This is a genomic window from Caballeronia sordidicola, from assembly GCF_001544455.2.
Lineage (GTDB): Bacteria > Pseudomonadota > Gammaproteobacteria > Burkholderiales > Burkholderiaceae > Caballeronia > Caballeronia sordidicola.
In genome coordinates, this window is the sequence record NZ_FCOC02000012.1 from 26,014 (window position 1) to 39,864 (window position 13,851).

Sequence of the window (13,851 nt, forward strand, 5' to 3'; positions counted from 1 at the left end):
GTTCCTGACCGGTTTCTTCGATGTCCATCAAGCACCAGGGCCACTTCGCGCGCAAGCGCTTCGGGCAGAACTTTCTCGTTGACCAGGGCGTGATCGATTCCATAGTCGACACCATCGATCCGAAGCGCGGCGAACGCATGGTCGAGATTGGACCGGGATTGGCCGCGCTGACCGCGCCGCTGATCGAACGGCTTTCCACGCCTGAATCGCCGCTGCACGCCGTTGAACTGGATCGCGACCTGATCGGGCGGCTGGAGAAGCGCTTTGGCAATCTGCTCGCACTGCACGCGGGCGACGCGCTCGCGTTCGACTTCGGCTCGCTCGCGCTGGAAGGTGAAAAACCGTCGTTGCGGATTGTCGGAAACCTGCCGTACAACATTTCCAGCCCGCTGCTTTTCCATTTGACGACGTTCGCGCCGAAGGTCATCGACCAGCATTTCATGTTGCAGGACGAAGTGGTGGACCGCATGATCGCCGAGCCGGGAACCAAGGACTTTGGCCGGCTGACGGTGATGCTGCAGTACCGGTATTCCATCGACAAGCTGATCGATGTCCCACCCGAATCGTTCAATCCGCCGCCGAAAGTGAATTCGGCGATTGTCCGCATGATTCCGTATGCGCCGCACGAACTGCCCGCCGTCGATGACAAGGTGCTCGGCGAGGTCGTGCTGGCTGCCTTCTCGCAGCGTCGCAAGATGATGCGCAATACACTGGGTGTGTATCGTGACCGGGTTGACTTCGATGCACTTGGCTTCGATCTATCGCGGCGGGCTGAAGAAGTACCTGTGGCCGAATTCGTGAAGCTCGCGCAAACCGTGGCGCAGGCGCGCTGAGTTGTAGTTGTCGTGTGGTTGTAATTAAACGTCAGTTCGTTTTTCTTCCTCTCTCCACGTCGTTTTCCAGGCTTTTCCCCTCTTGATTCCATGCGCTCCCTGCATTCTTTCGATGCAAGGAATGCACTGGAGTTAATCGTCTCCTTAGCCTCAAATTAGCGACGCGCCTGGCTGCCTGGCTTTCATGCCACAGCCGCAGCCAGCGCGAGACGCGTGCGAGTTTGATTCGCACTACGAGACGACAAGGAGACGGGAGACGCATGAAGAGTTCAAGTGTTTTTGAGAAAAAAAGCAGATTCGGCGCGTGGCGTGCGCAGTGGTGCAAACTGGGTTTTGCGGTTCTGCCCGCAGCGCTGAGTTGTGGATCGAGCCACGCGCAGTCCAGTGTCACGCTCTATGGCGTTGCGGACGTGAGCATGCGATATCTTTCCAATGCGGACACGCATGGCAACGGCCGTTTCCTCATGGGACCGGGCGGCATGAGTGAAAGCCGCTGGGGCATCAAGGGCGTGGAAGATCTCGGCGGCGGCTGGTCGACTATATTCAAGCTGGAAAACCGCTTCTTCCTGAGTAACGGTCAAAGCGATCCGACCATGCCGTTCTTCAATGAAGCGCAGATCGGCATTCAATCCACGTCGTATGGACAGGTTGTGATTGGCCGCCAATACAACGTGATGATCGAAGGCATCACCATGGGTGGCTATTCGAGCAATCCATGGATTCCGTACGACTTCAATTTCCAGCCCGAAGTCACCATGACGGGCGGTATCTGGAGCAGCAACCAGATCCAGTATCACGGCAAGATCAAGGACTTTCGCTTCTCCACCGCGTATTCGTTCAGCGGCAACGCGGGCAAGCTGTCGTACGGCAGCCAATATGGCGTGGCCGCGGCCTACGCGCCCGGTGGCGGACCCATCTCGCTCGGCGGCGCGTTCAAGGAAACCAAGGACTCGCTCAATGGCAGCGACGCAAAAGCGTGGACCGTTGGCGGGTCGTACACGTGGGACAAGACCCGCTTTGCGCTGGGTTATATCGTCAACCAGAACGACAAGGGCTTTACCACGTTCGCCAACGGACCGTTCTCTGCACCAGGGCTTGCCGCGTTGAAGTACTCGGACTTCAAGCGCCGCCGAATGATCCTTGGCGGCATCACGCAGCATGTGGGCAGCACGTGGCATTTCGCGGCAAACGTCTGGCGCACGCTGCAGGACGGCAAGGCGCAATCGCAGGACGGCTCCGCATGGCAATATCAACTGGTTGCGGACTACGACTTGTCCAAGCGCACCGACGTGTATGTAGAAACCGATTATTCGCGCTATAAGGGCGATCTGATCGGCACGCAGTTGCAAGGCGTGAATGCGGTGAGTCTCGCTCAGAAAAGCACGCAACTTGGTGTAATGGTCGGCATTCGGCACCGGTTCTGACCGTGTGCCGGCGAAACGTCGCCTGAGCATGAGGGGGCGTTTCGCTTTTGAGGAAACGGACGTGGATGTTATAACCAGCCGGCGTTGAATCAGGCAGAAAACATTTAGGGCTGCGTCATACATCATGCATGAGATCAATTCGCGCCGACTGGCGCACCTTGTTGCGCTCGCCGAAGAGGGCAGCTTCGCGCGTGCGGCGGAGCGCGTGCATTTGAGCCAGCCGGCGTTGAGCCGCAGCATCCAGGCGCTGGAAGACGAATTCGATATCAAGCTTTTTGACCGTGCCGCACGCGGTGTTGCTACAACTGCTGCGGGAAAGTTGCTGGTCGAGCGAGCGCGGCGCGTGTTGTTCGAAGCCCGCTGTCTTTTTCGCGATGTCGAACTCGTCCGCTCCGACGCGCTCGGCGAAGTGAGAATCGGTCTTGGGGCGCATGCTGCCGATATCCTGTTTCCGGAACTGCTTGTCGAGTTCGCGCGGAAATATCCGGCCATCAAGATATCGCTGGAGATAGCCGAAGCGGGTACGCTGATGGAACAGCTACGCGCCGAGCGCGCTGATTTTGTGGTGGTGGATCGCCGGGAAACGGCTATTGCGCCCGACGTAACCATGCATCGTCTGACAGGTCACGACGGCGGCTGGTTCGTGCGGCCCGGGCATCCGCTGCTTGCGCGTGAGCCCGTGCCGCTCGCGGCGCTCCGGGAGTATCCGCTGGTGTCGGTGACGCTTTCGGCTTTCATGGCGGACGCCGTGCGCCGGCTGCTGAAGTTTCGCGCGCACGAAGCCATTCCGCTGCATCTGGAATGCAATGACGTCGCCGTGTTGAAGCGCGTTGTCGCGCGCACGGATGCCATCATGTTTTGCACGGCTTCATCGGTGCAACGGGACGCGTTGCATGAGCGGCTCGTGCGCGTGTCGATTGTGCATCCACGCAAGCTGGGTTTGCAATTCGCGCTGGTTTGTCTTGCGGACCGGACACAATCGGCGGCGGCCGAAGGCGCGCTCGCGCTCGCGGCTCAGATCATGAACGACGCCAGCCGCGCGGCGCGAGCGGCTCGTGGGACGCATCCCGCGCGAGCCATGACCCGGAGCCGATGAACCTCAAGCGCGCGCCCGGCCAGCCGGCGCATTTACCAGCCCAATGCCAATCACCACCAGCGCGGCCGCCATCACGAAGCGCGTGGTCAGCGTGTCGCCAAGCAAGACCACGCCAAACGCGACGCCGAAGATAGGCGTGAGGAACGAGAACACCGAAAGCCGCGATGCCATATAGCGCGTGAGCAGCCAGAACCACGTGAGATAACTCAGGAACGCCACTACTATCGCCTGATACGCGAGGCTCGCAATCGCAGCCGGCGTGATCGTGCCGATGTGGGTCTGATCGAGCGCGCAGGCGAGCCCGAGCAAGACAATCGCCGATACACCCAACTGGTAGAACAATGTCTTGCTCGCACTGACGCGAGCAAGCGGCGAGGCTCGGATCACGACGGTCGTCGCAGCCCAGAACACGCCGCCGAGAACGCCGAGTGCATCGCCCGCCGTGCCGCGCCAGGTTGATGCCGTATCGGGATTCGGATGCAGAAAGCCGTCAGCGAAAGCAATTGCAATGCCGCCGAACGCCAGCGCAATGCCAATCCACTGCACGCGCCGGAGTTTTTCCCCCGCCACGAAGAAGTGCAGCCCGAGCGCCATGAAACAGGGCGCGGTGTAGAGGAACACGACCATGCGCGTGGCGCTCGTGAGCGCCAATCCAAGGAAGATGCACACGAACTCGCCGCCGAACAGCACGCCAGCGAGCAGGCCGGACGCGAGGGTATCGTCGCGGCGAAAAAGCGCCACGCCGCGCGAGCGCGTCCACAACCACACCAGGACCGTCGCAATAGTCGAACGGATGCCCGCCTGGAGCAGCGGCGGGAACGAGACATTGGCGCCTTTGATTGCGACCTGCTGGAATCCCCACACCGCGCACAAGCCGATCATCAGCAGGATGGCGGTGGCGTCGGGCGCGCGGCGAACGGGAAGGGCGGTGCTCATGGAATATTTTGTCTCTTATGCGCCGCGCAGATGGCGCTTGTTTTTGTGTTGGCGTTGCGGTGCTACAGGTCGTCTAAACGGCGAAGGCTCCGCGGCTTCCGCACGGAGCCCGGTCATTCATCTCAAGCGTGCTTCTCGATCAGTTCGACTTTATAACCGTCCGGATCTTCCACGAACGCGATAACCGTCGTGCCGCCTTTCACCGGCCCCGCTTCGCGCGAGACCTTGCCGCCCGCTTCGCGAATGCGGTCGCATGCCGCGGCGGCGTTGTCCACTTCCAGCGCAATGTGTCCGTAGGCCGAACCCTGGTCGTACTTGTCGACGCCCCAGTTGTAGGTCAGTTCCAGCACGCTGTTTTCGCTTTCATCGCCGTAACCGACGAACGCCAGCGTGTACTTGTATTCCGTATTTTCGCTTTGGCGCAGCACTTTCATGCCGAGAATACGCGTGTAGAAATCGATAGAACGCTGCAAGTCGCCAACGCGCAGCATGGTGTGAAGAAGTCGCATGATGGGGTTCCTGTGAGGATTGTCGTTTGGCAGGAGCGGCCGCGTACCGTGTCTCATCTATGCGCGCGCACGGCGAAACGGCCACGCGTCAAATTGTATCGCCCTCGGCGAACGCTCGCAGGCGCGCAGCCCCGGCTAACTTCGGCGTCAAAGCAGCGGCAGCACTTCAGGTGGATGATGCTTGAGCGTATGCCGCGCTTCCCTGAAATCCGGAAAAATCGATTCGACCGTGCTCCAGAAACGCGCGCTGTGATTCATCTCGCGAAGGTGCGCGAGTTCGTGCGCGACCACGTAGTCAATGACATGCACCGGGAAATGAATCAGCCGCCAGTTGAGGCGGATCCTGCCTTCGCTGGAACAACTGCCCCAGCGCGTTGCTGCCGAGGACAACGCATATGTCTTGAATTCAACGCCAAGCTTCGCGGCGTACACAGGAAGGCGCTGACCGAACACTTCCAGCGCCTGTTTGTGTAACCAGCGTTGCACGCGCTCGCGTATGAGCGTTGTATCGGCGAGCGGAGGGAGGCCAAGCCAGAGCACGTTGGCGACGGTATCGAAGTGTGGTTGCGTTGCGCTCTTGCCGGTCGCGCCCGGCACGGCGGTCATCATCACGGTGATGTTTTGCCCGAGATACGGAAGCTGCGCGCCGTCCTTCCACACAATGCGCGGCACAACGCGTTGTTCAACACGCGTTTGCCATTCCTCGAGCTTCTTGAAGATCCACTTTTCTTTCTCGACAATCGCGCTTTCGATTGCGCCAATAGTCACCCAACGCGGCGCGGTAATCGCGAGACCTGTGCCGTCGATCATGAAACCGATGGTGCGTCGCGACGAACGCTTCAACCTATATTCGAGCGTCTTTGCGCCAAGCATCAGTTGCCGGGATCGCGTACCGTCGGGAGCACGTAAAGGCGGAGCGGGCGTAGCGGTTGTATCGGCGGGCGTAATGTCGCCGCGCAAGGTTGCAGGCAAGACGGGAGCGGCGCAATCGGCGGGCGAGGACACATGTTCCATCGGCGCGCCGAGCGGCAGATGGAGCGGCAAATCGAGTTGCTGTTTGTCGAGCGCGGCAGCCTGTTGCTGTCGCGTGGAAGTCTTCTGCATCGGCTCAGCTTGGCGCACGCGGCGCAGGAATGACGAAAAAAACGAAGCGAATGAATTCATGTGCCGGGAACACCAGCGCCGTAAAGTTACAGCCCTGTGGCCGCGCCCTGGGATTGCACAACAAAACGGTCGTCGGGACCATACGAATCCGGATCGATACGGCGCATTTCCGTTTCGATCCATTGCTCGACGCGCAAGTTGACTTCTTCCGCGGTGAGCCCCGTTGTCTCGATCGGACGGCCTATGGACAGTGTGACTATACCCGCATATTTGAGAAACGATTTGCGCGGCCAGACGTGCCCGGCGTTATGGGCGATGGGTACCACTGGCGCGCCGGCCGCAACCGCGAAACGCGCGCCGCCCGACTTGTACTTGCCTTGCCGGCCAACGGGCGTGCGTGTGCCTTCCGGGAACATGATGACCCACGCGCCTTCGGCCATGCGCTCGCGCCCTTGCCGCGCCACTGAAGCGAACGCGTCCTTGCCCTGACGCCTATCGATATGAACCATCTTCAGCATGCCCATGGTCCAGCCGAAGAACGGCACGAACAACAACTCGCGCTTGAAGACGTAGCAAAGCGGACGCGGCATCAACGCGGGGAACGCCAGCGTTTCCCACGCGGACTGGTGCTTGGCCAGGAGCACGGCGGGACCGTCGGGCAGGTTCTCCATGCCTTCGATCTTGTAGCGAATGCCAATCAGATACTGCATCACCACAATGGACGACTTGCACCAGAACGCCGCCATCCAGTAACGCCTTTCAGCGCCCAGGAACGGAAACGCGATGAAGCACGCGCACGCGTACGGCACCGTGTACACGACAAAATAAATCATCAACAACAGCGAACGAATGAAGCGCATCAGCTTGAATGAGTTCTATGAATCGACGAAATGCCGGCGCGTCAGTCGTGATCTTTGGCGAGGAAATCGAGCGCGAACGTGCGCAGGTCGTCGTGTACTTTTGTATTGGGCGGAAGATTACCTGCCGCCAGCGTTTTTTGTCCCTTGCCGGTCAGCACCAGATGCAGGTCGAAGCCGAGCAGGGCGCCTGACTGCAGGTCGCGCAGCGAATCGCCAACCACCGGCGTGCCTTGCGGATCGATCTCGAAGCGCTCCACGATCTGCTGCAACATGCCCGGCTTCGGCTTGCGGCATTCGCACTGGTCTTCCTGCGTATGCGGGCAGAAAAACACGGCGTCGATACGCCCGCCCACCGCCGCCACCGCCCGGTTCATCTTTTCATGCATGGCGTTGAGCGCGGCCATGTCGAAAAGACCGCGGCCAATACCCGACTGGTTCGACGCAATCGCCACGCGATACCCGGCCTGATTCAACCGCGCGATGGCTTCGAGACTGCCGGGAATGGCAACCCATTCTTCCGGCGACTTGATGAAGGCGTCCGAGTCGACGTTGATCACGCCGTCGCGGTCGAGGACCACCAGTTTCTTGTTTGCGTTGGCCGGCATGGTGTGTCGCATCAGGCAGCCAGCTTCGAGATGTCCGCGACGCAGTTCATCTGCTGATGCAGCGCGCCGAGCAGAGCCAGGCGGTTGCTTCGCAGCGCGGGATCTTCGGCGTTCACCATGACGTCGTTGAAGAAAGTGTCCACGGCGTCACGCAACGCGGACAACGCCGAGAGCGCCTCCGTGTAGTTGCGCTCGGCCAGTTGCTTCTGCACGAGCGGCGCGACCTGTTCCAGTTGTGCGTACAGCGCTTTTTCTGCGGCTTCCTGCAGGAGCGCGGGTTGCACGCTCGCCGGCACGCCTTCGGCCGACTTCTTCAAAATGTTGGAGATGCGCTTGTTCGCAGCCGCGAGCGATGCCGCTTCAGGCAGCGCCGCGAATTCGCGCACAGCATTGAGGCGCGCCACGATGTCGTCCAGCCGCGTGGGATTCAGGCTCAGCACGGCGTCGATTTCCACCGCGTTGAAACCGCGCTCACGCAACACGCCACGCAACCGGTCGATGAAAAACGCGTAGATTGCATCGGTCGAATCGGCGACTTGCGGCATATCGGCGAATTGCTTTTGCGCAGTGCGCAGCAAGTCGAACAAATCGATCGCCAGCTTCTTTTCCAGCAGGATTCGCAACACGCCAAGCGCATGGCGGCGCAACGCGAACGGATCTTTCTCGCCCGTTGGCTGCAAGCCGATACCCCAGATGCCCACGAGCGTTTCCAGCTTGTCAGCCAGCGCGACGGCGCTGCTTACGCCGGTGGATGGGGTTTCATCGCCGGAAAAACGCGGCTGATAATGTTCCGAACACGCGAGCGCGACTTCTTCCGGCTCGCCGTCGTGGCGCGCGTAGTACGTGCCCATGGTGCCCTGCAGTTCCGGGAACTCGCCAACCATGTCGGTGAGCAAGTCCGCTTTTGCGAGCAGAGCCGCGCGCTTGGTGACGGCCACGTCCACGCCGATCATCGGGGCGATTTCGCCTGCCAGTGCTTCGAGACGCTGGACGCGCTGCAGTTGCGAACCAAGCTTGTTGTGATACACCACGTTCGCGAGCTTCGGCACGCGGTCGGCGAGGCGCGTTTTCTTGTCCACTTCGAAGAAGAACTTGGCGTCGGCGAGACGCGGGCGGATGACCCGTTCATTGCCTTCCACAATATCGGCCGGCGTTTGGGTATCGATATTCGACACGATCAGGAAACGCGAGCGCAGCTTGCCGTGATCGTCGGTCAGCGCGAAATACTTCTGGTTCGTCTGCATGGTCAGGATCAGGCATTCCTGCGGCACTTGCAGGAACGATTCGTCGAAACGGCATTGATACACGACTGGCCATTCGACCAGCGCGTTCACTTCGTCCAGCAGCGACTCGGGCATGACCACGCGATCCTCGCCTGCGAGCGCGAGCAATTGCGTGCGAATGGATTCGCGGCGGTCATCGAAATTCGCGACAACCCGGCCCTTCGAGCGCAGCGTTTCCGAATAATCGTCGGCTTGACCAATAGCCACGATACCGCTCGACATGAAGCGATGACCCAGCGTGGTATCGCCTGAATCGATGCCCAGCGCGCTCACCGGCACGATGTCACGGCCATGCAGCGCAACCAGCCCATGTACCGGACGCACGAACTGAACGCTGCTGCCGTCCGGCCGCTGATATGTCATGACCTTTGGAATGGGCAGCTTGCCGAGCGTTTCCTGCAGCGCGGTTTGCAAGCCTTCGGCGAGCGTTGCGCCGGGTGCTGAATAGCGCAGGAAAAAAGCTTCGGCCTTGCCGTCTTGCGCGCGTTCCAGGTCTTCGAGCTTGAAGTCGGGGAAACCGAGCGCGGCGAGTTTCTTCGCGAGCGGCGGCGTGGGCTGGCCGTCTTGATCGAGCGCGACGGACACGGGCAGCACTTTCTCGCGCACTTGCCGCTCGGGCGCGACCGCGCGAACGTTCTTGATGAGCACGGCAAGACGGCGCGGCGTGGCGTACTTTTCGAAATTCGCTTCGCCTTCTATCAGGTCGCGCGCGGCAAGCCGCTGCACGATGCCTTCGGCAAACGAGGTGCCAAGGCGCGCGAGCGCCTTCGGCGGCAGTTCTTCTGTCAGCAGCTCGACGAGCAGCGATGCGTGGTTGGTTTCGGTCATTGTTATGTCGTGCTCGGGTCAGGCCTGATCGATATTGCGCTCGACCTTCAGCGCCGGCGCCCAGGCGGGCTTGGCGGCGTCTTCGGCGTCGGTGGTGAGTCCGGCTGCGGCGTGTACGGGATTGCCCAGCATCGGGAAACCGAGCGCCTCACGCGACTCGTAATAGGCCTTCGCGACAAGCCGCGAAAGATCGCGAATCCGGCCTATGTACGCCGCGCGCTCCGTCACGGAAATCGCGCCGCGCGCGTCGAGCAGGTTGAACGTGTGTCCTGCCTTCAGCACGAGTTCATACGCAGGCAACGCCAGCTTCGCCTCGATCATCTTCTTGGCTTCGGCTTCGTAGCTCTTGAAGAACGTGAACAGCAAGTCGACGTTCGCATGCTCGAAGTTGTACGTGGACTGCTCGACTTCGTTCTGGTGATACACGTCGCCGTAAGTGAGACGCCGCGTTTCACGACCGTTCGGGCCGTCTTCTTCCCATTCCGTCCACACGAGGTCGTAGACGTTCTCGACCTTTTGCAGATACATGGCAAGCCGTTCGAGCCCGTAGGTAATCTCGCCCAGCACCGGCTTGCAGTCGATACCGCCCACCTGCTGGAAGTACGTGAACTGCGTGACCTCCATGCCGTTCAGCCACACTTCCCAGCCGAGGCCCCACGCGCCGAGCGTCGGATTTTCCCAGTCGTCTTCCACGAACCGGACATCGTTCTGTTTCAGGTCGAAGCCAAGCGCTTCGAGCGAACCCAGATACAGGTCGAGAATGTTCTCGGGCGCGGGCTTCAGCACCACTTGATACTGATAGTAGTGCTGCAGACGGTTCGGATTGTCTCCGTAACGGCCGTCCTTCGGGCGGCGCGACGGCTGCACATACGCTGCTCGCCAAGGTTCCGGGCCGATCGCGCGCAGGAAGGTGTGCACGTGCGACGTGCCGGCGCCGACTTCCATGTCGATTGGCTGGAGAAGTGCGCAACCCTTGTTGTCCCAATAGGATTGCAGCGTCAGGATGATTTGCTGAAAAGTGAGCATGAATGCCTTTGAAGCGTGCCTTCGAAGTCAGGCCGGAAATTCCGACGGCCGGAGGGCTAAAACGTTGAATTTTAGCGGGAATAAGGGGCTAGCGCGACTTTTTGGGGTGGAACACCGCAGCCATAGGCCGTTCGGACGGGAAAACGTCGGCTATGCGCCGAGTCGTTTCCTCATTGGCACACAATTCATCGTCAGGCCGCGGGGCGAGCGGTATTGCGCGATTTCGTCGCCTTCAAAACCGAGCGAGCGGTAAAACGGCGCGGCGTTCAGCGTGGAATCGAGCCGTAGCCGCGTGCAACCCTCTGCACGCGCAAGCGTTTCGAGATGCGCGACGATTCCCGCGCCGATGCCCCGTTTCATGTACGCCGGATCCACGAAGATTGCATCGATCCTGCCGGTCGCGACATCGATCATGCCGGTTCCCACAACGCGGTCGTCCACGGTCGCGACCAGGAAGCGCTCTTCGACAGCATCGGCGAATGCTTTCGATGCCGCGCCGCCGGTCCATTCATCGAGTTGACTCAGCGGATACGCGCTGATGCATCCGCTCATCACGGCGGCGCGGCGGACGCGCCACGCGGCGTCCGCGTCGGCGCGCGTGGCTTTGCGGATCTTGAAGGACGGAAATGGCATGTTCCGGTTCAGTTCTTCCTGCGTCCCGGCGCGAACGCGAACCCAAACGCCAGCAGCAGCAACGACACCAGGATCACCGTCATGTTGCCGCTCGTCACATACGGCGTGCGGCCTGACGTGCCCTGCACGGTGGCGTCGAGGGAACCGGTGGTGTAGACCGGAAGCCTTGCCACCACTGCGCCGTTTGCGGCGATCACCGCAGTTGTGCCCGTGTTCGTTGCGCGAAGCATCGGGCGGCCGGTTTCGATCGAGCGCATGCGCGCCATCTGCAAATGCTGGTCGAGCGCGATGGTGTTGCCGAACCACGCAAGGTTCGTCGAGTTCACGAGAATTCCCGCGGGCGCTTCCTGCTCGCGGAGTGTTCGCGCGATTTCCTCGCCGAAAATATCCTCGTAGCAGATATCGACGGCAATTGGCTGGTTGTGCACGAAGAACGATTTCTGCACTGGGGGACCGCGTCCCAAATCTCCGAGCGGAATGCCCATGAGCGCGACGAACCAGTGGAAACCTGTTGGCACGAATTCACCGAAGGGCACGAGATGATGCTTGTCGTAGCGGTACACGTCCTTCTGGTTCGGCGTGATGCCGAACAGGCTATTGGCGTAGTCCGTCGCGCGGCCTTCGGGCGAAATGGTCACGCCGATAGCGCCAAACAAGATGGATGAATTAGTGGTGTCGGAGAAATTGCGCAGCGCTGAGGCCAGATCTTGCGGTACTTGCACGGCGAGAACGGGAAATGCGGTTTCAGGCGTCACGATCAGGTCAGCGGGTTTCTCTGTAATCAGCTTCCGGTAAAGCTGCAAGGACTGGTTCACGCCTTCCTGCTCGAACTTCATCTCCTGCTTCACGTTGCCTTGCAAGAGCCGCACGGTGAGCGGGGCGTTTGCGGGAAGCGTCCATTCGACCAGCGACAGCAGCATGCCCGACACAACCAGAACAATCGCCACAATGAACGGCGCGAACCTTGGAAACGGCGCGGCGCTGTGTCGAAATGTATAAAAACCCTGCACGACCAACGCGGCCACGAGCGCAAGCACCCAGCCGACGCCGTACACGCCTCCAATGGCGCCGAAGGCGGCCAATGGGCCGTCGACTTGAGCATAACCGCTTGCCAGCCACGGGAAGCCCGTGAAAACGAGGCCACGCAGCCATTCTCCGAGCGCCCAGGCGCTTGCGAAGGCGAACGCGCCATGCCATGTCGGGACGAAACGCGGCTCGCCGGCAGCCGGCACGACCGAGCCGTTGTCTTCATACCGGGCCCGGCCCGCGCAAAACGACCAGACGATGCCCGCAAGCGCCGGATAGATCGCGATGTACATGGAGAACAGCACAACGGCCGCAGCGGCAAGAGGCGCCGCCATGCCGCCGTAGTCGTGCATGCTGACGTAAAGCCACCATACGCCCGTGACGAAGTTGCCGAAGCCAAATGCCCATCCTGTCAGCGCCGCGCCTTTCCATCCGCTGGTTTTGGTGAGCCACGCGAAGAACAGCGTGAAAATGACCAGTTCCACCCAACCGCCGTGTGGCGTCGGCGCGAATGAAAGCGTATTCGCGCCGCCCAACACTGCCGCAACGAGGTAGTGCCAGAACGGCATGGACTGGGCGTTACTGATCCGGGCATTGCGCCGGAAGGCAAAGCGGGAATCGGCCATGGATTACGAAGTCGAACAGATGGAAAAGGATGGCGAGGCGTGACCGTCGCTCGTCATGATGTTGGCGCACAGCATGAACACGATTAATGACAGCGTTGAGCTGGCGTTTCCGTGTTCACGCCCGTTCTTAATCGTGGTCTTCGTCGCTGTCGCGCGACCGGCCATCGTGCGTGGGAATATTGGGCGCGCGCCGCACGCGCAGCACGTGAATCTGGCGGGCGTCGCCGCGCAGGATTTCGAACACGAAGTCGTCGATCTTCACCTTTTCCCCGCGATGCGGCACGCGCCCGAAGCGATGCGTCACCAGTCCGCCAATGGTGTCGACCTCGTCGTCGGAATAGTGCGTGCCGAATTCTTCGTTGAACTGTTCGATCCCCGTGAGCGCACGCACGCGATGCCGGCCGTCCGGCGTAGTAATGATGTTGCCGGCTTCTTCGTCGAAATCGTATTCGTCTTCTATGTCGCCAACAATCTGTTCCAGCACGTCTTCAATCGTGATCAGGCCGGCCACGCCGCCGTATTCGTCCACGACGATGGCAATGTGATTCCGGTTCACGCGAAAATCGTGCAACAGCACGTTCAGGCGTTTTGATTCGGGAATGAACACGGCGGGACGCAGCATGCCGCGCACATCGAATTCTTCCTCGTGGTAATAGCGCAGCAAGTCTTTCGCAAGCAGCACGCCGATTACGTTGTCACGATTGCTTTCGAATACCGGATAGCGGGAATGCGCTTTTTCCAGCATGAAAGGAATGAATTGCTCGGGCGTTTCAGCAATATTGATTGCGTCCATCTGGGCGCGCGGAATCATGATGTCGCGGGCGCAGAGTTCCGAAACCTGGAACACGCCTTCAATCATGGAGAGCGAATCCGCGTCTAGCAGATTGCGTTCGTGGGCGTCCTGGAGAACTTCCAGCAGTTCGTCGCGCGATTCCGGTTCGTGCGAGATGAAATCCGTCAGGCGCTCGAGCAGCGTGCGCTTTTCAGGTTTTTCAGCAGGTTTGTCGGTATATCGTCGACTGGGATAGGCGTCGTTCATAGTGGAGCGTGCGGAGTGTTCCG

At 60.5% G+C, this 13,851-nt stretch carries 13 protein-coding genes; 3 read left to right on the forward strand and 10 right to left on the reverse strand.

Going from position 1 to position 13,851, the window contains the following annotated elements:
* Positions 1 to 20 precede the first annotated feature (20 nt).
* The 3 genes from rsmA to AWB64_RS18800 all read left to right on the forward strand — a co-directional run bounded on the left by rsmA (position 21) and on the right by AWB64_RS18800 (position 3,353).
* Positions 21 to 833 (forward strand): 16S rRNA (adenine(1518)-N(6)/adenine(1519)-N(6))-dimethyltransferase RsmA, encoded by an 813-nt coding sequence (gene rsmA / locus AWB64_RS18790; protein WP_060856946.1) that lies wholly within the window; start codon positions 21 to 23, stop codon positions 831 to 833.
* A gap of 260 nt (positions 834 to 1,093) precedes the next feature.
* A complete protein-coding gene (locus tag AWB64_RS18795) occupies positions 1,094 to 2,257 on the forward strand; it encodes a porin (RefSeq protein ID WP_082850542.1) in 1,164 nt (387 codons plus the stop codon).
* Between the two features lie 124 nt (positions 2,258 to 2,381).
* A complete protein-coding gene (locus tag AWB64_RS18800; protein ID WP_060856947.1) occupies positions 2,382 to 3,353 on the forward strand; it encodes a LysR family transcriptional regulator in 972 nt (323 codons plus the stop codon).
* A 3-nt stretch (positions 3,354 to 3,356) separates the two neighbouring features.
* On the opposite strand, the gene AWB64_RS18805 is transcribed toward AWB64_RS18800, so the two are convergent.
* The 10 genes from AWB64_RS18805 to AWB64_RS18850 all read right to left on the reverse strand — a co-directional run bounded on the left by AWB64_RS18805 (position 3,357) and on the right by AWB64_RS18850 (position 13,828).
* A complete protein-coding gene (locus AWB64_RS18805; RefSeq protein WP_060856948.1) occupies positions 3,357 to 4,289 on the reverse strand; it encodes a DMT family transporter in 933 nt (310 codons plus the stop codon).
* Between the two features lie 122 nt (positions 4,290 to 4,411).
* Positions 4,412 to 4,798, reverse strand: coding sequence for a lactoylglutathione lyase (gene gloA / locus AWB64_RS18810; protein WP_060856949.1), 387 nt, complete (start codon positions 4,796 to 4,798; stop codon positions 4,412 to 4,414).
* Positions 4,799 to 4,945: 147 nt separating this feature from the next.
* The gene (locus AWB64_RS18815) at positions 4,946 to 5,902 is read right to left on the reverse strand and encodes a M48 family metallopeptidase (protein WP_060857056.1); all 957 of its coding nucleotides are present in this window, start codon (positions 5,900 to 5,902) and stop codon (positions 4,946 to 4,948) included.
* Between the two features lie 86 nt (positions 5,903 to 5,988).
* Positions 5,989 to 6,762: a lysophospholipid acyltransferase family protein gene (locus AWB64_RS18820; protein ID WP_060856950.1), complete on the reverse strand. Its 774-nt coding sequence runs from the start codon at positions 6,760 to 6,762 to the stop codon at positions 5,989 to 5,991.
* 41 nt (positions 6,763 to 6,803) lie between these two features.
* Positions 6,804 to 7,367, reverse strand: coding sequence for a D-glycero-beta-D-manno-heptose 1,7-bisphosphate 7-phosphatase (gmhB, locus tag AWB64_RS18825; protein ID WP_060857057.1), 564 nt, complete (start codon positions 7,365 to 7,367; stop codon positions 6,804 to 6,806).
* 11 nt (positions 7,368 to 7,378) lie between these two features.
* Positions 7,379 to 9,478 carry a glycine--tRNA ligase subunit beta gene (gene glyS / locus AWB64_RS18830; RefSeq protein ID WP_060856951.1) on the reverse strand — a complete coding sequence of 700 codons (2,100 nt, stop codon included), beginning with the start codon at positions 9,476 to 9,478 and terminating at the stop codon, positions 7,379 to 7,381.
* 18 nt (positions 9,479 to 9,496) lie between these two features.
* Positions 9,497 to 10,504, reverse strand: coding sequence for a glycine--tRNA ligase subunit alpha (glyQ, locus tag AWB64_RS18835; protein ID WP_075643310.1), 1,008 nt, complete (start codon positions 10,502 to 10,504; stop codon positions 9,497 to 9,499).
* A 150-nt stretch (positions 10,505 to 10,654) separates the two neighbouring features.
* On the reverse strand, positions 10,655 to 11,137 hold the full coding sequence (locus AWB64_RS18840; protein WP_060856952.1) for a GNAT family N-acetyltransferase: 483 nt from the start codon (positions 11,135 to 11,137) through the stop codon (positions 10,655 to 10,657).
* An 8-nt stretch (positions 11,138 to 11,145) separates the two neighbouring features.
* Positions 11,146 to 12,789, reverse strand: coding sequence for an apolipoprotein N-acyltransferase (gene lnt, locus AWB64_RS18845; protein ID WP_060856953.1), 1,644 nt, complete (start codon positions 12,787 to 12,789; stop codon positions 11,146 to 11,148).
* Positions 12,790 to 12,916: 127 nt separating this feature from the next.
* On the reverse strand, positions 12,917 to 13,828 hold the full coding sequence (locus AWB64_RS18850; protein WP_060856954.1) for a CorC family transporter: 912 nt from the start codon (positions 13,826 to 13,828) through the stop codon (positions 12,917 to 12,919).
* Positions 13,829 to 13,851 lie beyond the last annotated feature (23 nt).